Genomic DNA, 23433 nt, shown 5'->3' with positions numbered 1-23433 from the left:
CCGCGCGTCATTCACCGGTTCGCTCGTGCCCTGCCTCGCGTGGCGAGGCGCCGCGCGCGCGCCGGTCACGGAGAAAGTGTCATGGGTGTAGCCGGCAAACATTTTGGATCGCGCGCACAGGACGAAGGCGCGGCGCAGACGGGCGCGACGCCCGCGGCTCCCGCCAGCGCGTCCGGCGACGAGCGCGTGCGCCGCGAATCGCGGTTCGGCCATTTGCTCGGCCGCCCCGAATTCGCCGCGATTTCCGGCACCGTGCTCGTGTTCGCCGTGTTCGCGATCGGCGCGGGCGGCTCGGGCATGTTCGACCTCGACGGCGTGATGAACTGGTCGCAGGTCGCCGCCTACTTAGGCATCCTGAGCGTCGGCGCCTGCCTCTTGATGATCGCGGGCGAGTTCGACCTGTCGATCGGCTCGATGATCGGCTTCGCGGGCATGATGGTGGCCATTCCCACCATGTATTTCCACTGGCCGATCTCGCTGTCGATCCTGTTCGCGTTCGCGGGATGCATCGCGCTGGGCGCGCTCAACGGCTATCTCGTGATGCGCACGCGCCTGCCCTCGTTCATCGTCACGCTGGCGTTCCTGTTCATCCTGCGCGGCCTCACGCTCGCGCTTTCGATCCTGTTCGCCGACCGCACCATCGTTTCGGGCGTGGGCGACGTCGCCAAAGCCGACTACGTGACCAACCTGCTCTTTCACGGCACGGCGTTCAAGGGCCTCTTCATCGCGCTCGCGCATCTCGGCATCGGCAAGATGCTCGACAACGGCCAGCCGCTCGTGCCGGGCGTGCCGAAGGTGATCCTCTGGTGGTTCGTGCTCGTGGCGATCGGCGCGTTCGTGCTCGCGAAAACGCGCTACGGCAACTGGATTCTGGCCGTGGGCGGCGACGCCAACGCCGCGAAGAACGTGGGCGTGCCGGTCAAGCGCGTGAAGATCGCACTCTTCATGCTGACGGCGTTCTGCTCGTGCCTGTTCGCGGTGCTGCAAGTGTGCGACATCGGTTCGGCCGCCGCCGACCGCGGCCTGCAAAAAGAATTCGAAGCGATCATCGCGGCCGTGATCGGCGGCACGCTGCTCACGGGCGGCTACGGCTCGGTGATCGGCGCCGCGTTCGGCGCGCTGATCTTCGGCGTGGTGCAGATCGGCATCACCTACACCAACATCGACTCGGACTGGTTCCGCGTGTTTCTCGGCATGATGCTGCTGATCGCGGTGCTGTTCAATCACTACGTGCGCCGTCGCGTCGCGCAGTCGTAACGCGGATTACATCGGGAGTCCGAAATGTCAGGTACCACGAATCATCCAGCCCGTGTCGAAGCCGGTCTCGAACACGGCGAAACCTCTAACAACACACGCGGCGAAACACAAGCCGAAACACAAGCCGAAACGATCCTCGCGCTCGAAAACGTCAGCAAGTACTTCGGCAAGGTCATCGCGCTCAACGGCGTCACGCTGCGCCTCAAACGCGGCGAAGTGCATTGCCTGCTGGGCGACAACGGCGCGGGCAAATCCACGCTCATCAAGACGCTGGCGGGCGTGCATGCGCCCACCACGGGCCAGTATTTCGTCGACGGCAAGCCGGTGCGGTTCGAGTCGCCGAAAGACGCGCTCGATCTCGGCATTGCCACCGTGTATCAGGATCTCGCGCTCGTGCCGCTGCTCTCGGTCGCGCGCAACTTCTTCATGGGCCGCGAGCCGCAGAAGAAATTGTTCGGTTTCCTCAACGTGATGGATCTCGATGCGAGCGCCGCCATTGCAAAGGCCAAGCTCTCCGAAATGGGCATTCACGTGCGCGACCCGCATCAGGCGATCGGCACGATGTCGGGCGGCGAGCGCCAGTGTCTCGCGATCGCGCGCGCGATTCACTTCGGCGCGCGCGTGCTGATTCTCGACGAACCCACGGCCGCGCTCGGCGTGAAGCAAAGCTTCAACGTCCTCCGGCTGATTCACGCGGCGCGCGCGAAAGGCATCTCCGTGATCTTCATCACGCACAACGTGCATCACGCCTACCCGATCGGCGATTCGTTCACGCTGCTCAACCGCGGCCGCTCACTCGGCACCTACACGAAAGAAACGATCAGCAAGAACGAAGTGCTCGACATGATGGCGGGCGGCGCCGAAATGCAGAAGATGATCGCCGAACTCGACGGCGCGACCGTCTGAGTCCCGGGTCGCGATCATGACGGAACCGAATTCACGAGGAGCGCACATGGCAGCACCGAAAAACCCCGCAAGCCGGTTTGCCGCAGGACGCAGCCGCGACATCATCTGCCTCGGGCGGCTCGGCGTCGACCTCTACGCGCAGCAGGTGGGCGCGCGGCTCGAAGATGTCTCCACTTTCGCGAAATACCTGGGCGGCTCGTCGGCCAACATCGCGTTCGGCTGCTCGCGGCTCGGTTTGCAAGCCGCCATGCTCACGCGCGTCGGCGACGACCACATGGGCCGCTTTCTCGTGAAAACGCTGGCGCAAGAAGGCTGCGACACGAGCCACGTTCGCGTGGATCACGAGCGCTTGACGGCGCTCGTGCTGCTGGGCATCAAGGACCGCGACACGTTTCCGCTCGTCTTCTATCGCGACCATTGCGCCGACATGGCCGTGGACGCGCAGGATTTCGACGAAGCCTTCATCGCTTCGTCGAAGGCGCTTCTCATCACGGGCACGCATTTTTCGACCGAGCACGTGAACCGCACGAGCCTCGTGGCGCTCGATCATGCGCGCCGCAACGCGGTGCGTACCGTGCTCGACATCGACTATCGCCCGGTGCTCTGGGGACTCACGGGCAAGGCCGACGGCGAAACGCGCTTCGTGGCGAGCGAGGGCGTGAGCGCGCATTTGCAACGCATCCTGCCGATGTTCGATCTCGTGATCGGCACCGAGGAAGAGTTTCGCATCGCGGGCGGCAAGCCCACGCTCGTCGATGCGCTGCGCCGCGTGCGCGAAGTGACGAACGCGACGCTGCTCGTCAAGCGCGGGCCGCTCGGCTGCCAGATCATCGAAGGCGCGGTGCCCGCCTCGCTCGATGCATTGCCGATGCAACGCGGCGTGGGAGTCGAAGTGCTCAACGTGCTGGGCGCGGGAGACGCGTTCGCGGCCGGCTTTCTCTCGGGCTGGCTGCGCGACGCGCCGCTCGAAGACTGCGCGCGCGCGGCCAACGCGTGCGGCGCGCTCGTGGTGTCGCGCCACGGCTGCGCGCCCGCGATGCCCACGCCCGCCGAACTCGACTACTTCCTGCGCGAAGCGGCCGCCGATCCCGCACGCATGCGCCGCCCCGACCGCGACGCCGTGCTCGCGCGCCTGCATCGCGTCACGCCGCCGCGCACGCCGCGCGACGAAGTGCTCGGCTTCGCGTTCGATCATCGCAATCCGCTGTTCGAACTCGCGCAGCAAGCGGGCGCCGACGAAGCCCGCATCGCCCCGCTCAAGCAGTTGTTCGTCGAAGCCGTCGCGCAAACCGAACGCTCGCTCGGCTTGCAGGGATGTATCGGAGTCCTGATCGACGACCGTTACGGCCAGGATGCGCTCAACGCCGCGAGCGGGCGCGGCTGGTGGATTGGCCGCCCGGTGGAGCTGCCTGGCTCCGTGCCGCTCGTGTTCGATCACGGCCGCTCGATCGGCACCACGCTCGCCTCGTGGCCGATCGAGCATACGGCGAAGTGCCTCGTGCAGTTTCATCCCGACGAGCCTGTCGAGCAGCGTCTCGAACAGGAAGCGCAATTGCGCGCGCTCTACGACGCCACCCAGGCGAGCGGCCACGAACTGCTGCTCGAAGTGATTCCGCCAAAGCGCGACGGCGCGCCCAATGCGCCCGACACGGTGTATCGCGCGCTCAAGCGGCTCTACAACATCGGCATTTATCCCGAGTGGTGGAAGCTCGAACCGATGGACGCCGCGCAGTGGCAAGCCGTCGACGCGCTCATTGCCGAGCGCGATCCGTATTGCCGCGGCGTGGTGCTGCTCGGGCTCGCCGCGCCCATCGAGCAACTGGTCGACGGCTTTCGCGCCGCCGCCGCTTCGCGAACGTGCCGCGGCTTCACCGTGGGCCGCTCGATCTTCTACGAGCCGAGCCGTGCCTGGCTCGCGGGCGAAATCGGCGACGACGAAGCCATCGCGCGCACGCGCCGCGCCTTCGAAACACTGATTTCCGCATGGCGCGCGGCGCGCGAGGGCGCAGACGACGGCACGGGCGAAAAGCACGAGGAGAAAGCGGCATGAATCAACGCATCGCTTCAATCGCCGGCGCGGCGCAGCACGACACCGCGCCCGCGCACACGATTCGGCTCACCGCCGCGCAGGCGCTCGTGCGTTTTCTCGCCGCGCAGCGCGTGGCGAGCGACGACGGTTCGAGCCGCACCGAGCCGCTATTCGGCGGCGTATTCGCGATCTTCGGCCACGGCAACGTCGCGGGCATCGGCGAGGCGCTTTATCAGCATCGGCACGAATTGCCCACGCTGCGCGCGCATAACGAACAAGCCATGGCGCACAGCGCGATCGCCTATGCGAAGGCGCATTTCCGCCGGCGCATGATGGCGGTGACCACGTCGATCGGCCCCGGCGCGACGAATCTCGTCACGGCGGCCGCGCTCGCGCATGTGAACCGTCTGCCCGTGCTGTTGCTGCCCGGCGATATTTTCGTTTCTCGCGAGCCCGACCCGGTGCTTCAGCAGCTCGAAGATGCGCACGACGGCGGCGCGTCCGTGAACGATGCGCTCAAGCCCGTCTCGCGTTACTTCGACCGCATCGTGCATCCGGCGCAATTGCTCACCGCGCTGCCGCGCGCGCTGCGCGTGCTTACCGACGCCGCGCTCTGCGGCCCGGTCACGCTCGCGCTGCCGCAAGACGTGCAGGCGGCGGCGTGGGATTATCCCGCGAGTTTCTTCGCACCGCGCCTCGTGACCTTCCATGCGCCCGCGCCTCTCGCCGCGGAGATCGACGCCGCGCTGGCGCGATTGCAGCGCGCGCAGCGGCCGCTGATCGTCGCGGGCGGCGGCGTGCTCTATGCGCGCGCGGCGCAGGCGCTGGCGGCGTTCGCCACGGCGCGCGGCATTCCCGTCGCGGAAACGCAGGCCGGCAAAAGCTCGCTCGCGTGGGACGACCCGCTCAACGTGGGCGCGATCGGCGTGACCGGCTCGCCCGCCGCGAACGCGCTCGCCCGCGACGCCGACTGCATTCTCGCCGTCGGCACGCGTTTGCAGGACTTCACCACCGGCTCGAACTCGATGTTCACGCAGGCGCAGGTGATCGGCGTGAACGCCAACGGCTTCGACGCGCTCAAGCACAACGGCCTCGCCGTGCAGGCCGACGCGCGCCTCGCGCTGGACGCGCTGCACGGCGCACTCGCCGGCTGGCGCGCGCATGCCGACTGGACCGCGCGCGCGCAAAACCTCGCCGGCGCATGGCGCGCGGACGTCGATCGGCTCACGGCAACCCGCGAGGAAGCCGCGCCGTCCCTGCCCTACGACGCCGACGTGATCGGCGCCGTGCAACGTTCGTCGAATCGTTCGGACACCGAAGATATCGTGGTTTGCGCGGCCGGCACGCTGCCCGCCGAATTGCACAAGCTCTGGCGCGCGGGACGGCCGGGCGCCTATCACGTCGAATACGGCTACTCGTGCATGGGCTACGAAATCGCGGGCGGCCTTGGCGCCAAGCTCGCGCGGCCCGAACGCGAAGTAATCGTGATGATCGGCGACGGCAGCTATCTGATGATGAACAGCGAGATCGCGACTTCCGTGATGCTGGGCGCGAAGCTCATCATCGTGGTGCTCGACAACCGCGGTTATGGCTGCATCAACCGGTTACAGCAGGCTTGCGGCGGCGCGCCTTTCAACAATCTTTTCGACGATTGCGCGCAAGGCCCGCTCGGCGCGCCGCGCATCGACTTCGCCGCGCATGCGCGCGCGCTGGGCGCGCAAGCCGAGCACGTCGCCGACATCGCGCAACTCGAAGCGGCGCTGCAACGCGCGCGCGCCGCATCGCGCACCTATCTCGTCAGCATCGACACCGATCCCGCGCGCACGACCGAGGAAGGCGGCTGGTGGTGGGAAGTGGCGGTGCCCGAAGTGTCGCCGCGAGCCGGCGTGCGCGAGGCGCGCGAACGCTACGACGCGCAGCTCGCGGCGCGCGGCGGCCACGCCACGCACGACGTCACGAACGACGTCACGCACGACGCCACTCATCCCGCAACGCCCGGCAACGACAACGAACCCGGCCACGAGGAGCGCACATGAGCGCATTCGACGTACGTATCGGCATCAATCCGCTTTCGTGGATGAACGACGACCTGCCGTCGCTCGGCGGCGAAACACCGCTTGCCACGGCGCTCACCGAAGGCCGCGAGATCGGCTACGAAGGCTTCGAACTCGGCAACAAGTTTCCGCGCGAACCGCAAGCGCTCAAGGCGCTGCTCGCGCAATACTCGCTTGCGCTCGTGTCGGGCTGGTATTCGGGCAGGCTCGCGCGGCGCGGCGTGGAGGAGGAAATCGCCGCCGTGGAGCCGCATCTCGATCTGCTCGCGCAAAACGGCGCCACGGTGATGGTGTACGGCGAAGTCGCCGATTCGATCCAGGGCGCGCCGCGTCCGCTCTATCAACGGCCGCGCTTTTTCAGCGATCGGCAGTGGGACGACTACGCCGCGCGCCTCGATGCGTTCGCGCGTCACACGCTCTCGCGCGGCGTGCGGCTCGCCTATCATCACCACATGGGCGCCTATGTCGAAACCCCCGCCGACATCGACAAGCTGATGGCGCGCACGAGCGACGCCGTGGGCTTGCTGTTCGACGCCGGGCACATCACGTTCGCGGGCGGCGACCCGGTTGCCGAACTCGACAAGCACATCGAGCGCGTGTGCCACGTGCATTGCAAGGACGTGCGCCCCGCCGTGGTGAAGCTGGCGCGCAACCGCAACTGGAGCTTTCTCGACGCCGTCCTCGCGGGCGCGTTCACGGTGCCCGGCGACGGCAGCGTGGATTTTCCCGCGATCGTCGCGCGGCTCAAGCGTCATGGTTATCGCGGCTGGCTCGTGGTGGAAGCCGAGCAGGACCCGGTGATCGCTCCTTCGTATGCGTATGCGCAAAAGGGTTATCGAACCTTGCGCACGCTCGCCGATGCTACGGATTCCGAATCAAGGGAGGCAGCATGAATGCTTACGCGAATTCGAGCAGGAGCTTGCTCGTGAAGGCCGCGCGCGAAGGACAGTCCATCGCGCGCGTCACGCCCGAGTCGGCGGGCTGGCGTTATGTCGGTTTTGCCGCGTACCGGCTCGCCGCGAACGAAATCGTCTATGTACACGAACGCGAGCGCGAAAGCTGTATCGTCGTGCTGGCGGGCGCCGTGGATATCGAGGCGAACGGCGAGCGCTGGTCGAGTCTCGGCTCGCGCGACAGCGTGTTCGAGGACGCCGCGCCCTGCGCGCTCTATGTGCCGCCGAACGTGAAGGCCACCGTGCGCGCGACGCGCGACGCCGAAGTGGGCGTGGCGAGCGCGCCCGCGAAAGGCACGCTGCCGGTGCGGCTCATCGAGCCCGCGCAAATGAAGCGCTCCACGCGCGGCAAGGGCGCGAATACGCGTTACGTCTGCGATATCCTGCCGCAAACCGAGCCGGCCGAAGCGCTGCTCGTGGTGGAAGTGCGCACGCCTTCGGGTCATTCGTCGAGCTACCCGCCGCACAAGCACGACGCCGATCGCTTGCCGCAGGAAAGCGCGCTCGAGGAAACGTACTATCACCGGCTCGATCCGCGCCAGGGTTTTGCGTTCCAGCGCGTCTATACCGACGCGCGCGATCTCGACGAAACGATGGCCGTGGAAGATCACGATGTCGTGATGGTGCCGCGCGGCTATCATCCCGTGGTCGTGCCGTACGGTTACGACTCGTATTATCTGAACGTGATGGCCGGCCCCAAGCGCGAATGGCACTTCCACAACGATCCCGCGCACGAGTGGATCATCGCGCGCGACGCGAAATAGCGGCGCCGGTCCACCACGTCCGTAACGCCTGGCATCTCCGCCACGCCGCATGAAAAAAAAACGCCGCGCTCGTCCAGCGCGGCGTTTTTCGTTGCACGCACAACTTGCGGCGCGGCTCAGGCGAGCTGGAATTTTCCCACGAGCCGCTTGAGCACCTTGGCCTGATCGTCGAGCGATTGCGCGGCGGCCGTCGCTTCTTCCACGAGCGCCGCGTTTTGCTGCGTGCCCGCGTCCATCTGCGAAACCGCGAGGCCGATCTCCTCGATGCCGGTGCGCTGCTCGCGCGACGCCGCCGAGATTTCGCCGATGATGTCGCTCACGCGCTTCACGGCCTTCACGACTTCGTCCATCGTCGCGCCCGCGTCCTGCGCGAGCGCCGAGCCGTTTTCCACGCGCTCGACCGAAGCGTGAATCAGCGCCTTGATCTCCTTGGCCGCCGCCGCGCTGCGCTGCGCGAGGTTGCGCACCTCGGCCGCGACCACCGAGAAGCCGCGCCCTTCCTCGCCCGCGCGCGCGGCTTCCACCGCGGCGTTGAGCGCGAGAATGTTGGTCTGGAACGCAATGCCCTCGATCACGCCGATGATGTCGGCGATGCTCTTGGCGCTGTCGTTGATCTGCTCCATCGTCGCGACCACGCGGCCCACGACCGAGCCGCCCTTTTCCGCGATATCGGAAGCCGTGCTCGCGAGCGTGCTGGCCTGCTCGGCGTTTTCGGCGTTCAGGCGCACCGTCGACGTGAGCTGCTCCATGCTGCTCGCCGTGCGTTCGAGCGCGACGGCCTGCTGCTCCGTGCGATGCGAAAGGTCGAGATTGCCGGTCGAGATTTCGCTCGATGCCGAAGCGATCGCTTCCGCGCTCGCGGCGATCTCGGCCACCGTCGTCGAAAGACCGGTTTGCATGTCGCGCAGCGCGCCTATCATGCTGGCCGCGTCGCGCGCGCTCACCTGCACCGGCTGCGCGAGGTCGCCGGCCGCGATGCGCGCGGCGATCGCCTTGGCGTGCGCGGGCTCGCCGCCAAGCTGGCGCGCGATGCGCCGCACGACCCACTCGCTCACGAAGAACGCCAGCACGAACATCGCGGCGGTCGCCACCGCCAGCATCACGAACGACGACTTGAAGATGAACGCCGCCTTGTCCATGGTCGCCTTCGCGGCGGCGCCGCGTTGCGCGACGAGATCGTCCACGAGCGTTTCGAGCTTGCCCGTTTCCACCAGCAGCGAGACGTCCTGCGTGCCCACTTGCCAGCTCATCTGCGAAAGATCGAGCGGCTGCTGCTTCACGAGCGTCACGAAGTCGTGCAGATGGCCGCTCCACGCGGCAGCCGCGTCGGCGAGCTTCTTTTGCAGCGCGAGCGCGTCGCCGCCCTGTTCCTGCGCATAGGTCTGCAACTGGCTCATTTCGTGGCCGAGCGCGCCCAGATCCTTGTCGATGCCGGCGCCCAGCTCGTCGCGCTCGGCCGCCGTGGTGGCCGTGAGCAACTGCTTTTGCGCGCGGCTCGCGCGCAGCACGTGGCCGCGCACTTCCTCGGCGGAGCGCGTCGCGACGTAACCCTGTTCGTAGATCGATTGCGTCGAGCCGTTCAGGCGGCTCGCCTGCGTGAGCGAAAACGCGCCGATCGCCAGCGTGCCGACCAGCACGAGCGCGAAGGCAAGACGCAGCGTCGCCTTCACCGAGAGACGGGCGCTGCCTGGATTGCCGCCCTCGCGGCGCGCGGGCTTGCGGCGCTTTTGCGCGTCCGTTGCGCCGCTCGCGCCGTCTTGCGGCACGAAGCTCGCGCGTTGCGATACTGCTTTCATGTTTTTCGGTCTCCCACCTGGTTCGGCGGCACAGCGTGTTGCTTGATGTGCGTTCCGCCTTATCTCCGGTCTACGGCACGCCGCGGCGCAATCTTTAATGCCGCGCGCGAGGCGTTCTGCGTGTTCCGGCCCCGTAACGCGCGCTTCGTGGGCGCACGCCATCGCGGGTTATACACGTTCCCGGCAGCCGCCAAAATTCGCTGCGGTTTTTTCGAGACATCGTTCGGCGACCCGCGACGCTGTGCCGCGCACGAACTCGGGGCATTGGCTGTCCGATTCGCGACAAAACTTGTCCGTACGATTCGAGCGAGACACATTACACTGCGTGAATCATTTCTATAAACGATCCTTTCTAGCTGCCGCCGCCGGGCCGTTTTTCTGGGCTGCCGCTGAAACCTTCTGCCGCGAACCGACAACATGGAAACCAGTCTCGACAAGCGCGCCCTTTCCGGCGCCGCCCCGGCTTCGCCGACGCCCGCCGCGCAACGCACCGTTTATTCGGTGCTTGGCGCGATCAGCTTTTCGCATCTGCTCAACGACATGATCCAGTCGTTGATCCTGGCCATCTACCCGATGCTCAAGGACAACTTCTCGCTGTCGTTCACGCAGATCGGCCTCATCACGCTCACCTACCAGATCACGGCTTCGATGCTGCAACCGCTCGTGGGCGTTTATACCGACAAGCGTCCGCTGCCTTACTCGCTGCCCGTCGGCATGGGCTTCACGCTGTGCGGCCTGCTGCTGATGTCGGTGGCGCCCAGCTTCGGCGTGTTGCTGGCGGCGGCGGCGCTGGTCGGCTGCGGCTCGTCGGTGTTTCATCCGGAGTCGTCGCGCGTCGCGCGCATGGCGTCGGGCGGCAAGCACGGTCTCGCGCAATCGCTCTTTCAGGTGGGCGGCAACGCGGGTTCGTCGCTCGGGCCGCTGCTCGCGGCGGCCATCATCATTCCGCACGGCCAGCGCAGCATCGCGTGGTTTTCGGCGGCGGCGCTCGTCGGCATGCTCGTGCTCACGCAGATCGGCCGCTGGTACAAGGCGCATCCGGCGCTCAAGAAAAAGCGCGCCGAAGTTGCGCACGCGCAGCTTTCGCGCGGCCGCGTGGCCATGGCGATCAGCATTCTCGTGCTGCTCGTGTTCTCGAAGTACTTTTACCTCGCGAGCATCAACAGCTACTTCACGTTCTATCTGATCGACCGTTTCCATCTGCCCGTGCAGGCCGCGCAGGTGCATCTGTTCGTGTTCCTCGCGGCGGTGGCGGCGGGCACGATCATCGGCGGCCCGGTGGGCGACCGCATCGGCCGCAAGTACGTGATCTGGGGCTCGATTCTCGGCGTCGCGCCGTTCACGCTGCTCCTGCCCTACGCGAATCTGTTCTGGACCAGCGTGCTCTCGATCGTCATCGGCGTGGTGCTGGCTTCGGCGTTCTCGGCGATTCTCGTCTACGCGCAGGAACTGATTCCGGGCAAGGTCGGCATGGTCGCGGGCCTCTTCTTCGGCTTCGCGTTCGGCCTGGGCGGCATCGGCGCGGCAGTGCTCGGCCAGCTCGCCGACGCGACGAGCATCACGTTCGTCTACAAGGTCTGCTCGTTCCTGCCGCTGATCGGCATACTGACCGTGCTGCTGCCCGATGTCGAAGGCAAGAAAGCGAAACCGGCGGCTTGAGTCGGCTTGAGTCGGCTTGAGTCGGCTTGAGTCGGCTTGAGTCGGCTTGAGTCGGCTTGAGTCGGCCGAAGCGGCTGAGGCGGAAATAAAGCCGACGTACAGCGGCGGTCGCGCTGAGATCAACGCGGCCACGCGGACACGAAGCAGGCACGAGATTCGCGCGCACGCCGTGCCGAATCCGCGCCCGATCCCGCGACACGACCGAACGGCCGGATGCCTGCGAAGGCGCCGGCCGTTTTGTTTTTCACCGATTCGCTTCGAGGCAACCCGTGACGTCGCTCCAGCACGCCATCGACAGGCAAACGCAACACGCGCTCGCGTGCGGCGCGCTGCATCCGATCGAAACCGCGCACACTTTTATCGACGACGGCGGCGTGCGCTTTGCCGTGCGCGTGGCCGCGAATCTCGCGCGCAAGGAAGCCGCGGGCCTCACGCCGCGCACGCAGCCGCCGCGCGATCCGTTTCTGCCTTACGAGCGCGAGATGTTCGTCGCGGATCTTTCGCCCACGCACGTCGCCTTGCTCAACAAGTTCAACGTGCTGCCGCATCATCTGCTGATCGTGACGCGCGCTTTCGTGGCGCAGGAAACGCTGCTCGACGCCGCCGATTTCGCGGCGCTCGTGCTCGCGCTGCGCGAGATCGACGGACTCGGTTTCTACAATGGCGGCGCGGTCGCGGGCGCGAGCCAGGCGCACAAGCATTTGCAGTTGGTGCCGTTGCCGCTCGAAGGCGGCGGCGCGGGCACGCAGGCGCGCGCGCCCATCGAGGCGCTGTTCGGCGGCGCGCGGGCGGCGGCGAACGCCACCCTCGAACTGCCCGCGCTGCCGTTCCGGCATGCCTTCGCGCGGCTCGACCTGGGCGACGCCTCGGCGCCGCTCGAACCGGCGGCCAATGCCGCGCATGAGGTTTATCGCGCGCTGCTGGGCGCGGCTGGCGTGCCGGCCGTCGCGACGAATGGCGCGACGAATGGCTCAATGAGCGGCGCGGTGCAACAAGGCGCGCCGTACAACCTGCTGGTCACGCGCCGCTGGATGCTGGTCGTGCCGCGTTCGGCGGAGCGCGTCGAGGGCATTTCGATCAATTCGCTCGGTTTCGCGGGCTCGTTCTTCGTGCGCGACGCCGCGCAGCTCGAAGCGCTCGCGCAGGTGAGACCGATGACGGCGCTCGCGCGCGTGAGCGTGGCGCGCTGAATCTTGCGCCGCATACGCCGGGTCAAGCGGTGCCGGGCCAGTCGCGCGCGCTCGCCGGATACGTACCCAGATCCGCACGCAGATACGCACACAGATACGCACGCAGACACGCCCAACATTCAGCCGATGCCGAGCCAGTCGCGCACGACGTCCTCGCGTTGCGCAAGCGCATCGGGCGCGCCGTCGAATACGATGCGCCCATGCCCCATCACCGCCACGCGATCCGCCAGCGTGGGCGCGAGCGCGAGGCGCTGCTCGATCAGCAGGATCGCGACGCCGCGCGCCCGCAACGCCGCGAGCGCGTCGCCCACACGCGCGGCCATTTGTTGCGAAAGCCCTTCGGTCGGTTCGTCGACGATCAGCAGATCGGGCGCGCCCACGAGCGCGCGCGCCAGCGCGAGCATCTGCTGCTCGCCGCCGGACAGCACGCCCGCGCGCGCCGCGCGGCGTTCGGCCAGCACGGGAAACAAGGCACGCGTTTCGTCGATCGAAAAGCGCCCCGCACGCCGCGCGAGACCGAGGCGCAGGTTTTCGTCGACGGTGAGCGTCGGGAATACGTCGCGCGCCTCGGCCACGTAACCCAGGCCGAGGCGCGCGATTTCGAACGTGCGCAGCGGCGCGAGATTCGCGCCCGCGAAACGCCGCACGCCTTCGGCGCGCACCATCGACGTCAGCGCCTTCGCGAGCGTCGAGCGGCCCGAGCCGTTGCGTCCCGCGAGCGCCACCACTTCTCCCGCCGCCACGCCCAAATCCACGCCGTGCAGCACCTGGCTCGCGCCGTACCACGCGCGCAATCCGCCGATTTCGAGCAGCGCGCTCATCCTGCCGCGCCTAGGGCGAAGGCGCCGAGATACGCGTCGCGCACGGCGGCGTTCGCGCGGATGTCGGCCGGGGTGCCGGTGGCGATCACGCGGCCGCGCACGAGCACCGAAACGCGATCGGCGAGACCGAACACGGCGTCCATGTCGTGCTCGATCAGCAGCAGCGTTTTGCCCGCCGTGGTCGCGCGAATCAGCTCGATGGCGCGCGCGGCTTCGGCGCGGTTCATGCCGGCCGTGGGCTCGTCGAGCAGCAGCGTGTGCGCGCCGCCCGCGAGCGCGAGGCCGAGGTCCAGCGCGCGCTGCTCAGCGTAACCGAGCGCGCCCGCTTCGCGCTGCGCGGCGGCGGCAAGCCCGATGGCCTCCAGCACCTCATGCGCGCGCGCCTCCACGCGCGCCGAGCCGAACCAGCGCGCCGCCGCGCCCGCGCCGCCCGGCAGCGAAGCCAGCGCCGCGCAGCGCAGGTTCTCGATCACGCTCAGACGCGCGAACACGTTCGTCGTCTGGAAACTGCGCGCGAGACCGCGACGCGCCCGCGCGGCGCTCGCGAGACGCGTGATGTCGGCGCCGTCGAGCACGACGCGGCCCGCGCTCGCGCGCCGCTCGCCCGCGATCAGGCTGAACAGCGTGGACTTGCCCGCGCCGTTCGGTCCGATCAGCGCGTGACGCTCGCCCGCGCGCACGCTCAGATCGACGCCGCGCAAGACCGCCGTATCGCCGAAACGCTTTTCGATGCCGATCAGGCGCAGCGCGTCGGTCATGGGCGCGGCTCCCGCGCGGTGCCGGCTTGCGCGCGGCGGCCGGCGAGCCACGCCAGCGCACTCGCCGCGACGATCGCCGCGAGCTTCGGCCACGCCGGCGAACCGGCGCTCGCGCCGCCGCCCTCGTCGCCGAAACGCCATGCGTAGGCCCATTCGACCGCGATCGCGTACGCGAGCGCCGCGCACGCCGCCGCCAGCGCGCCCGCGCACCATCTCGCGCGGCAGGCGCGCCAGCCGTCGCGCGCGAGACGCACACGCTCGCGCGCGAGCCCGCCCGCGATGCCGTCGGGCAGCGCCATCACCACGACGATGAAGAAAACGCCCACGTAAAGCATCCACGCGCGCGAAACGCCGGCCACGCCCACGCTGAACGCCACCCAGACGAGCGCGCCCAGCGCCGGGCCGAAGAACGACGCCGCGCCGCCCGTGACCGTCGCGATCAGCACCGCCGCCGAGCGCATCATGCCGACGCTTTCGGCCGCCGCCAGTTCGACGTTGATGAGCGCGAGCGTGCCCGCGACGCCCGCGAACGCGCTGGCGCAGACGATCATCGTCGCCCGCACGCGCGCCGGCGACACGCCCAGCGCCGCCGCGCGCACGGCGTTGTCGCGCACGGCATTGGCGAGGCGCGCGTAAGGCGTGCGCGAAAGCGCGTAGATCGCGGCGCACGCGAGCAGGCACCACGCGGCGATCAGCCAGTACGCTTCGCGGTCGGGGCCGAACGTCCAGCCCGCGACGGCGGGGCCGCCGGCGCGGTCGATCGCCACGCCCGCCTCGCCGCCGAACCAGTCGGGCAGCGCCCACGCGGCGGCCGCCACGAGTTCGCCCACGCCGAGCGTAATCATGGCGAACGCCGTGCCCGCGCGCCGCGCCGCGACGAGCGCGAGCAACGCGCCGAACGCCGCGCCGCCCGCGGCGCCCACGAGCGGCAGCAGCGGCAACGGCAGCGCGTGGCGGCTGAACACCTGCGCGGCCGCGAGCGCGCCCAGCCCCGCGGGCGCGGCGTGGCCGAGCGAGAGCAAGCCCGTTTCGCCAAGCAGGAGGTTGTACGAGAGCGCGAAGACGATCATCGTCGCGGCTTGCGCGAGGCAGGCGAGCAGCCAGCCTTGCGGCACGCGCGCGGGCGACAGCGCCGCGCTCGCGAGCGGCGGCAGCGCCAGCAGCGCGGCCAGCGCGAGCCATGCCCAGGCGGCGCGCGCGGGGGCGCTCGGCGAGCGGGGTTCGAGGCGCATGGCGTGAGCGCGCTCAGTCGGCGTCGCCGCGTTCGCCGAGCAGGCCGCGCGGGCGCACCGCCAGCATCGCGACGAGCAGCAGATACGGCAGCAACGGCGCCATTTGCGCGAGCGTGAGCGATTGCCACGCGTCGCTCATGCGCACGCCGAGCGGCGCGGCGAGATCGCCGAGCGTCGCGTCGCTGGCCACGGCAAAAGTTTGCAGCAGCCCCACCGCGAGCGAGGCGGCGAACGCGCCGCCGAGCGAGCCAAGCCCGCCGATCACCACGACCACGAACACGATCGAGCCGACCGATTCGGCCATCGCGGGCTCGACGACGAACAGCGGCGCCGCCACCACGCCCGCGAGCGCGGCGAGCGCCGTGCCGAGCGCGAACACCAGCGTCTGCACGCGCGGCACGTCGTGGCCGAGCGCTTCGACCGCGCGCGCATGCGTGAGCGCCGCGCGCACCACGAGGCCGATTTTCGTGAGCCGCAGCACGGCGTGCAGCGCCACGAGCATCGCCGCTGAAATCGCCATCGAAAATGCGCGGTACCGCGAGAACGCCGCGCCGCCGATGTCGAACAGCGGGCCGTCGAGGCTTGCGGGCATCGTCACGGCGAGCGGTTGCAAACCCCACACGAGCTTGACGATTTCGCCGATTGCATACGCCGCGCCGAACGTGAGCAGCAGCGCATTGAGCGGGCCGGCCGGCCGCACGCGCCGCAGCAGCACGCGTTCGAATGCCGCGCCCGCCGCGCCCACGGCCAGCGGCGCGGCCACCAGCGCGGCGCCGAAACCGAGCCCATGCGCGAGACTCGCGCCAACATACGCGCCGAGCATGTAGAAGCTCGCGTGCGCGAAGTTGAGCACGCCGAGCAGGCTGAAGATGAGCGTGAGCCCGGCCGACAGCATGAAAAGCAGCAGCCCGTAGCTGACGCCGTTGAGCGCGTCGATGACGAAGGTTTGCACGCTTGATTCCGCTTGAGTGCGCTTGATTCCGCTTGATGCCGCCTGATTCCGCCGGTGCGCGCGCTTACGCAGCGAGCGGTTCGAGCGCGCGCCACAAGGCATCGGGCAACGCGGCCACGGGGCGGCGCGTCGCGCGATCGACATAGACATGGACGAAATGCCCCTGCGCGGCGGGCGTGACCTCGCCTTCGCGAAAGAGCCCGACTTCGTAGCGCACGCTCGACGAGCCGAGCCGCGCGACGCGCAGCCCCGCCTCCACGCGCTCGGGAAACGTCAGCGGCGCGAAATAGTTGCACTGCGTTTCCACCACGAGGCCGATCGTTTCGCCCCGCTCGAGGTCGAGCGCGCCCGCGCCTATCAGATACGCGTTCACGACCGTATCGAAGTAGCTGTAATAGACGACGTTGTTCACGTGGCCGTAGACGTCGTTGTCCATCCAGCGCGTGCCGATCGGCAGAAAATGGCGATACGCGGCGCGTTCGACGAGAGCGGGTCGGTTCATCGGCGAAATCCTGTGCGGAGAAAGAAGCGGCCGGCGCTTACTGGCCGGGACGGTCGACAAATTCGAACGGCAGGTCGCGCGCGCGCATCCAGTCGCCGAGCGCGTAGCCCGTGCCCGCGCGCCACGGCCGCAGTTGCGCGGGCTCGACGAGGCGGTATTCGAGCAGTTCGGGCGAAAGCGCGATGTTCCCCGAAGCTTTCACGTGATACGCGATGATCAGTTCGTTTTTGCGGATGAATTCGTAAACGCCGACGAGCGTCACGCTTTCGGCGCGCAGCGAGGTTTCTTCGAGCACTTCGCGCGCGATGCCGGCCTCGGGCGTTTCGCCGTTTTCGAGAAAGCCTGTGATGAGCGCGAACATGCCTTCGGGCCACGCGGCGTTGCGCGCGAGCAGGATGCGCCCTTCGTATTCGACGATGGCGGCCACCACCGGCAGCGGATTGTTCCAGAACACGTAGCCGCAGCCGAGGTCGGGACAGGCGAGGCGCAGGCGGCCGCCTTCATGGGCGGCGTCGGTGCGCTCGACGAGACGCGAGGCACAGCGCGGGCAAAATTGATAGTCGGTCATGGGGATCGGCGCGTTCTGTCGATTCTGGGCGATTTCGTGGCGACCTGGCGGTGACCTGGTGGTGACCTGGTGTCGATTTCGGTGTCGATTTCGTGCGGGGCCCGCTGCCCACGCGCGCCGAAAGATCGACGGGCGGCGCGCAGGCAAACCGCCATTCTAGTGCCTCGCCGCGAGGCGCGTGCGGGCGACTTGCTGCACCGGAGCGCACTTCCCGCCTGGCCGGGATACGCCCCGACCGATCGGCCTGTGCGCCCATGCGTGCGCCGGGTCATGCGCCGATTCGTGCGCCGATTCGTGCGCCGGGTCGTGCGCCGGGTCGCGTGCCGATTCGTACGCCGGGTCGTGCGCCGATTCGTACGCCGGGTCACGCGCCGATTCGTGCGCCGACTCGTACTCCGGGACGTTGCCGGCCGCTCCGGGTCGTTATCGCGCGCCGCGCGTATTCATCGGTTCCCGCATGGGGAAAGCCGCGGCGTGCAACGCGTCGGGCATCCTGCAAATTGCCGTGTCCGGTCCCGCGAACCGGCGGACCGGCGCGGGCCGCCGCTCACGCCCGCGCCGCGCGCCAGACGAGACCTGCCGCGCCCAGCACGAGCGCGGCCGCCGCGAGCCACAACGAAGGCGAGAACGAGCCCGTCGATGCCGCCAGCGGCGCCGCCACGAGCGGCCCGGCGATCTGCCCGATGCCATAGGCCGCCGTCGCGTAACCCATCAGCGCGGCGGCGTGCTCGCCGCGCAGCACGCGCGCCTCGCGCATCGCGAACAGCGTGATCGCCGTGAACGGCAGCCCGATCAGCACGCTGCCGAACGAAAATCCCGCCGCATTCGGCCACACGATGCCCAGCGCAATGCCCACCGCCTGCAACACGTAACAGCCCGCGAGCATGAAGCGGTTGTCCCAGTGCAGCGGCAGGCGCGCCGCGCCCAGCGCGCCCGCGATCAGCGCCGCGCCGAACATCGGCCAGAACAGGTCCGGCCACACCGAGCCGTGCGCGAGCGCGTGGCGCGCGATCACGGGCAGGAACGTCGCCGTGATGATGTAGCCGAAGCCCGGCACGGCGTAGAGCAGCACGAGCCAGAAAGCGTCGGCGCGATTCGCGGGTGCGTTCGCGACGGCATCCGCCGACTTCGCAGCCGATGCCGATGCCGACGCCGACGAAGAACGCGGCGGCGGCGCGCTGGAAGCGTCGCTGTCGCCGAACGCCGGCCAGACCAGCGCCGCAAGCAACGCGCTGACCGCCGCAAAGGCGAGCCAGCCCGCGCGCGCGCCCAGGCCGCCCGCCGCGCTCACCCACAAACCCGTTGCGATGATGCCGAAGCCCGGCCCCGTATAGATCACGCCGCTCCACTCGTGCGCGCCAAGCTGCGCGAGCCGCCGCAGTCCCCATTGCGAGGCGAACACGAACGTCCACGCGCTCACCGCGCCCGCGACGAAGCGCACCGCCGCCCACAGCCAGAACTGCTGCGTGAGTCCCATGGCAAGCGTGAGCAGCACCGTCGCGGCGAGTCCCGCGCGCACGATGCGGCCATGCGGCAAGCGCAGCGCGACGCAGCTCACGGCGCCCGCGAAATAGCCCGCGTAATTGAGCGAAGCGAGCCAGCCGCCGCCGCGCAGATCGAGCGCGCCGCCGTGGAGCATCAGCGGCAACAGCGGCGTGAACGCGAAACGGCCCACGCCCAGCGCGACGGCCAGCGCCGCCATGCAGGCGAGCGCGGCGCGGCGCGCGGGATGGCCGTGCGAATCGTGGTGCGAATCGTCGTGCGCTTCGTGGTGCGCTTCGTGGTTCGAAGGCCCGTGCAAATCGCCGTGCGAAAGGCTATGCGAATGCAGGCGCGGCGGCGTGCCGTTGACGCGCGCGGCGTGGCCGTTCGCGGGATCGTCGAGGTTCATGTGCGGCTTGGGAAATAGAGTCAGCCTGCATCTTAGGCCGACGGAACGTTCACGAAAAATGAATTAAGATGAACAAATCCATCCCGAGGAGAGAATCATGGATCTCGCCGCGCTGGCGATCTTCCGCGCCGTCGTCCGCGAAAACGGCGTGACGCGCGCCGCGGCCAAGCTCAATCGCGTGCAGTCCAACGTGACCACGCGCATCAAGCAGCTCGAGGAGCAGCTCGGCACGCCGCTGTTCACGCGCGAGGGCCGGCGGCTCGTGCTCACCCCCGCGGGCGAAACGCTGCTGCCCTACGCCGAACGCCTGCTCGCGCTCGCCGACGAAGCGCGCCACGCGATCAAGGCGGGGCGGCCTTCGGGGCGGTTGCGGCTCGGCACGATGGAAAGCGCGGCGGCAAGCCGTCTGCCGGGCGCGCTCGCGCGCTATCACCAGACATGGCCCGACGTCACGCTCGAACTGGAGACCGGCACCACGGGATGCTTGATCGAGCGGCTGCGCGAATTCGAAATAGATGCGGCGCTGATCGCGACGCCGCTCGACGGTCTGCCCGACCCCGACGTGTTCGAGCAGGTTCCCGTGTTTCATGAAGAACTGGTGATGATCACGCCGCGCGGCCATCGGCCAATCCGCCAGCCCCGCGACGTCGCGCTCTCCACGCTCGTGGCCTTCGAGCGCGGCTGCGCTTATCGCAGCTACGTCGAGCGCTGGTATCTCGAACACGGCATTCGGCCCACGCGCGTGCTCGAACTCGGCTCGTATCATGCGATCGTCGCGTGCGTGGCGGCGGGCGCGGGCGTCGCGGTCGCGCCGCGCTCGGTGCTGGAATTGCAGCGCAATAGCGACGAGATCGCCATTCATTCCCTCGGCAAGCTCGGCCGCATCGACACGCTGCTCGTATGGCGGCGCGGCCATTTTTCGCCCGCGCTCGCCGCGCTTAAACAGGCGCTGCTCGATCCCGCGCAGCACGCCGGCGCGCCGGCCAACGCCGACGCGGGTTTGCAAACCGCCTGACGCGCGCGCGAGCGTCGCGCTTCAGGCCGCGAAAAAAAAGGGCTGCCCGACCGGACAGCCCTTCTTGATCCTCATTGCCGCGCCGAAACGACGCGGCGCCGAGGGTGCCAAAACCCGCTTACAGCTTCGCTTCGACCCAGGCCTTCACGCCCGCGAGCGCGGACGGCAGGTTGGCCGGCTCGGTGCCGCCGGCTTGCGCCATATCCGGACGGCCGCCGCCCTTGCCGCCCACCTGCTGCGCGACGAAGTTCACGAGCTCGCCGGCCTTGACCTTCTTGCTGGCCTCGGCGGTGACGCCCGCGATCAGGCTGACCTTACCGCCTTCGACGGCCGCCAGCACGATGGCGGCGCTCTTGAGCTTGTCCTTGAGCTTGTCGACGGTTTCGCGCAGCGTTTTCGAGTCCGCGCCTTCGAGCGTCGCCGCGAGCACGCGCACGCCGTTCACGTCGATGGCCTGGGCCGCGAGTTCGTCGCCCTGACTCGACGCGAGCCTGGACTTGAGCGCGCCCAGCTCCTTTTCCAGCGCCTTCACCTGGTCCTGCACCTGCGCGATGCGCTGCGTGAGTTCCGAAGGCTGCGCCTTGAGCGCCGCCGCCGCCGCGTTGATGCGCGCGTCGAGTTCCTGCACGAAGCGCACGGCGTTGTCGCCCGTGATGGCTTCCACGCGGCGGATGCCGGCCGCGACGCCGCCTTCCATCACGATCTTGAAGAGACCGATGTCGCCGCTGCGCTGCACGTGCGTGCCGCCGCAGAGTTCGCGCGAGAAGCCGAGGTCGAGCACGCGCACTTCGTCGCCGTATTTTTCGCCGAACAGCGCCATCGCGCCGCCCTTCACGGCTTCGTCGTACGACATCACGCGCACGATGCCGGGTGCGTTCGCGAGCACTTCCGCGTTGACGATTTCCTCCACGCGGCGGATTTGCTCGTCGGTCATCGGCGCGTTGTGCGCGAAGTCGAAGCGGGTTTTATCGGCGTCGACAAGCGAGCCTTTCTGCTGCACGTGCGCGCCCAGCACTTCGCGCAGCGCCTTGTGCATCAGGTGCGTGGCCGAGTGGTTACGCGCGGTGCGGGCGCGGCGCACCGTGTCGATTTCCGCCTTCACGACGTCGCCGACCTTCAGCGCGCCCTGCTCGACGGTGCCGTGGTGGCCCGTGACGTCGGCCTGCACCTTGAGCGTGTCGAGCACCGCGAAGCGCGCGCTCGCGTTCGAGATCACGCCCTGATCGCCGACCTGGCCGCCCGATTCCGCGTAGAACGGCGTGTGGTCGAGCACGACCACGGCGTCCTGGCCCGCCTTCGCTTCGTTGACCGAGGCGCCGTCCACATAAAGCGCGACGATCTTCGCGTCATCGAACGCGATGCCCTCGTAGCCGTGGAACGTGGTTTTCGCGCCCGAATATTCGAGGCCCTGCGCCATCTTGAACTTGCCCGCCGCGCGCGCCTGCTCGCGCTGGCGCGCCATGGCTTCGTCGAACGCCGCTTCGTCCACCGTCACGTTGCGCTCGCGGCACACGTCGGCCGTGAGGTCGAGCGGGAAGCCGTAGGTGTCGTGCAGCTTGAACGCGAGTTCGCCGTCGAGCGTCTTGCCGCCCTTGCTGTCCAGATCCGCCAGCGCGGCGTCGAGAATCGACATGCCGTGCTCGATGGTCTCGAAAAAGCGCCCCTCTTCCTGGCGCAGCACGTCGGTCACGCGCTGCTGCGCGTCCGCGAGTTCGGGATACGCGGCGCCCATTTCGGCGACCAGATCCGCCACCAGCTTGTGGAAGAACGCGTTCTTCTGGCCGAGCTTGTAGCCGTGGCGGATCGCGCGGCGCACGATGCGGCGCAGCACGTAGCCACGGCCTTCGTTGCCGGGAATCACGCCGTCGACGATCAGGAACGAGCACGCGCGAATGTGGTCGGCGATGACCTTCAGCGAGTTGTTGTTCAGATCGGCCGTGTGCGTTTCGCGGCCGGCGGCCTTGATGAGGTTCTGGAACAGGTCGATTTCGTAGTTGCTGTGGACGTGCTGGAGCACGGCGGCAAGACGTTCGAGACCCATGCCGGTGTCGACGCACTGCTTGGGCAGCGGCGTCATGTTGCCCTGCGCGTCGCGGTTGAACTGCATGAACACGAGATTCCAGATCTCGATGAAGCGGTCGCCGTCTTCTTCGGCCGATCCCGGCGGCCCGCCCCAGATTTCCGGGCCGTGGTCGTAGAACACTTCCGAGCACGGGCCGCACGGGCCGGTGTCGGCCATCTGCCAGAAGTTGTCCGAGGCGTAGCGCGCGCCCTTGTTGTCGCCGATGCGGATGATGCGCTCGGCCGGCACGCCGATTTCCTTCGCCCAGATGTCGTAGGCTTCGTCGTCTTCCTGGTAGACGGTGACGGTGAGCTTTTCTGCCGGCAGCGCGTAGACCTTCGTCAGCAGTTCCCAGCAATAGTGGATGGCGTCGCGCTTGAAGTAGTCACCGAACGAGAAGTTGCCGAGCATCTCGAAGAACGTGTGGTGGCGCGCGGTGTAGCCGACGTTTTCGAGGTCGTTGTGCTTGCCGCCCGCGCGCACGCTGCGCTGCGCGGTCGTGGCGCGCGAGTACGGGCGCTTTTCGGTGCCGAGGAACACGTCCTTGAACTGCACCATGCCCGAGTTCGTGAACAGCAGCGTGGGGTCGTTGCCCGGCACGAGGCTCGACGAGCGCACGATCGTGTGGCCCTTCGACTCGAAGAACTTGAGGAATTTCTCGCGGATTTCGGCGGCTTTCATGGCGTGCGTTGGGTCCTTCCCGGGGGCGTTCTGTACTGAATCTTGTAGACGGGGTGCGCCGCGCGGCACGCGCCTCGTGCCTTGCACGAACGCGAGGGCGGAAAAACCCCGATGCTGAATCGAACGATTATACGGGATCGCCGCGCGCTCGCGGCGGCGCGGCCGGCGCGGTTTGCATGCGCGCGACACAGGCCGCCGCCCAAAAACCCGCGCGTCAATCTGTTCCGCACAGCAAAACGTCGTACCGAAAATTAGCATTCGCGCAACGAATCGCTTACCATTGCCCGAACCGGCCGGCGCGACGCGCAGGCGGCCGGTTTCGCCACAGAACGACATGGGAAGA

18 protein-coding genes are annotated in these 23433 nt (G+C 68.3%); 9 read left to right on the top strand and 9 right to left on the bottom strand.

Annotated features, from left to right (window positions below):
- Positions 1-81 precede the first annotated feature (81 nt).
- The 6 genes from U5805_RS26095 to iolB are packed head-to-tail and all read left to right on the top strand — an operon-like array spanning position 82 to position 7963.
- Positions 82-1257 carry an ABC transporter permease gene (locus U5805_RS26095; RefSeq protein ID WP_322106404.1) on the top strand — a complete coding sequence of 392 codons (1176 nt, stop codon included), beginning with the start codon at positions 82-84 and terminating at the stop codon, positions 1255-1257.
- Positions 1258-1281: 24 nt separating this feature from the next.
- The gene (locus tag U5805_RS26090) at positions 1282-2163 is read left to right on the top strand and encodes an ATP-binding cassette domain-containing protein (protein WP_322106403.1); all 882 of its coding nucleotides are present in this window, start codon (positions 1282-1284) and stop codon (positions 2161-2163) included.
- 46 nt (positions 2164-2209) lie between these two features.
- Positions 2210-4213, top strand: coding sequence for a bifunctional 5-dehydro-2-deoxygluconokinase/5-dehydro-2-deoxyphosphogluconate aldolase (locus tag U5805_RS26085; RefSeq protein WP_322106402.1), 2004 nt, complete (start codon positions 2210-2212; stop codon positions 4211-4213).
- Positions 4210-6228, top strand: a complete 2019-nt coding sequence (iolD, locus tag U5805_RS26080) for a 3D-(3,5/4)-trihydroxycyclohexane-1,2-dione acylhydrolase (decyclizing) (RefSeq protein WP_322106401.1) — start codon at positions 4210-4212, stop codon at positions 6226-6228. The genes U5805_RS26085 and iolD overlap by 4 nt, the downstream gene beginning before the upstream one ends.
- Entirely contained in the window at positions 6225-7139 is a 915-nt protein-coding gene (gene iolE / locus U5805_RS26075; protein ID WP_322106400.1) for a myo-inosose-2 dehydratase, read from the top strand. Before iolD ends, iolE begins: the two co-directional genes overlap by 4 nt.
- On the top strand, positions 7136-7963 hold the full coding sequence (gene iolB, locus U5805_RS26070) for a 5-deoxy-glucuronate isomerase (protein WP_322106399.1): 828 nt from the start codon (positions 7136-7138) through the stop codon (positions 7961-7963). The genes iolE and iolB overlap by 4 nt, the downstream gene beginning before the upstream one ends.
- Before the next feature lie 116 nt (positions 7964-8079).
- Here iolB and U5805_RS26065 read toward each other — a convergent pair whose 3' ends face one another.
- Entirely contained in the window at positions 8080-9759 is a 1680-nt protein-coding gene (locus U5805_RS26065; RefSeq protein ID WP_322106398.1) for a methyl-accepting chemotaxis protein, read from the bottom strand.
- A 417-nt stretch (positions 9760-10176) separates the two neighbouring features.
- On the opposite strand from U5805_RS26065, the gene U5805_RS26060 reads away from it, so the two are divergent.
- Both U5805_RS26060 and U5805_RS26055 read left to right on the top strand, forming a co-directional pair.
- Positions 10177-11418, top strand: a complete 1242-nt coding sequence (locus tag U5805_RS26060) for an MFS transporter (RefSeq protein ID WP_322106397.1) — start codon at positions 10177-10179, stop codon at positions 11416-11418.
- 269 nt (positions 11419-11687) lie between these two features.
- Positions 11688-12608, top strand: a complete 921-nt coding sequence (locus tag U5805_RS26055) for a phosphorylase (RefSeq protein ID WP_322106396.1) — start codon at positions 11688-11690, stop codon at positions 12606-12608.
- A 119-nt stretch (positions 12609-12727) separates the two neighbouring features.
- On the opposite strand, the gene U5805_RS26050 is transcribed toward U5805_RS26055, so the two are convergent.
- From U5805_RS26050 to U5805_RS26020, 7 genes are all read right to left on the bottom strand, one after another.
- Complete coding sequence (locus tag U5805_RS26050) at positions 12728-13429, bottom strand: ABC transporter ATP-binding protein (RefSeq protein ID WP_322106395.1); 702 nt, start codon at positions 13427-13429, stop codon at positions 12728-12730.
- On the bottom strand, positions 13426-14187 hold the full coding sequence (locus U5805_RS26045; protein ID WP_322106394.1) for an ABC transporter ATP-binding protein: 762 nt from the start codon (positions 14185-14187) through the stop codon (positions 13426-13428). The genes U5805_RS26050 and U5805_RS26045 overlap by 4 nt, the downstream gene beginning before the upstream one ends.
- The gene (locus U5805_RS26040; RefSeq protein ID WP_322106393.1) at positions 14184-15419 is read right to left on the bottom strand and encodes a branched-chain amino acid ABC transporter permease; all 1236 of its coding nucleotides are present in this window, start codon (positions 15417-15419) and stop codon (positions 14184-14186) included. Before U5805_RS26040 ends, U5805_RS26045 begins: the two co-directional genes overlap by 4 nt.
- A 13-nt stretch (positions 15420-15432) precedes the next feature.
- Positions 15433-16371: a branched-chain amino acid ABC transporter permease gene (locus tag U5805_RS26035; protein ID WP_322106392.1), complete on the bottom strand. Its 939-nt coding sequence runs from the start codon at positions 16369-16371 to the stop codon at positions 15433-15435.
- 64 nt (positions 16372-16435) lie between these two features.
- The gene (locus U5805_RS26030) at positions 16436-16873 is read right to left on the bottom strand and encodes a thioesterase family protein (RefSeq protein WP_322106391.1); all 438 of its coding nucleotides are present in this window, start codon (positions 16871-16873) and stop codon (positions 16436-16438) included.
- A 37-nt stretch (positions 16874-16910) separates the two neighbouring features.
- Complete coding sequence (locus U5805_RS26025) at positions 16911-17441, bottom strand: NUDIX domain-containing protein (protein ID WP_322106390.1); 531 nt, start codon at positions 17439-17441, stop codon at positions 16911-16913.
- Positions 17442-17988: 547 nt separating this feature from the next.
- A complete protein-coding gene (locus U5805_RS26020; RefSeq protein WP_415914670.1) occupies positions 17989-19143 on the bottom strand; it encodes a YbfB/YjiJ family MFS transporter in 1155 nt (384 codons plus the stop codon).
- A gap of 286 nt (positions 19144-19429) precedes the next feature.
- On the opposite strand from U5805_RS26020, the gene U5805_RS26015 reads away from it, so the two are divergent.
- Positions 19430-20347, top strand: a complete 918-nt coding sequence (locus U5805_RS26015; RefSeq protein WP_322106388.1) for a LysR substrate-binding domain-containing protein — start codon at positions 19430-19432, stop codon at positions 20345-20347.
- 118 nt (positions 20348-20465) lie between these two features.
- On the opposite strand, the gene alaS is transcribed toward U5805_RS26015, so the two are convergent.
- Positions 20466-23090: an alanine--tRNA ligase gene (alaS, locus tag U5805_RS26010; protein WP_322106387.1), complete on the bottom strand. Its 2625-nt coding sequence runs from the start codon at positions 23088-23090 to the stop codon at positions 20466-20468.
- Positions 23091-23433 lie beyond the last annotated feature (343 nt).

Source organism: Paraburkholderia sp. J41 (assembly GCF_905220235.1).
In the GTDB taxonomy this organism is placed as follows: Bacteria; Pseudomonadota; Gammaproteobacteria; order Burkholderiales; family Burkholderiaceae; genus Paraburkholderia.
Note: the sequence above shows the minus strand (reverse complement) of the source record. Positions and strands in the feature narration are given on the sequence as shown.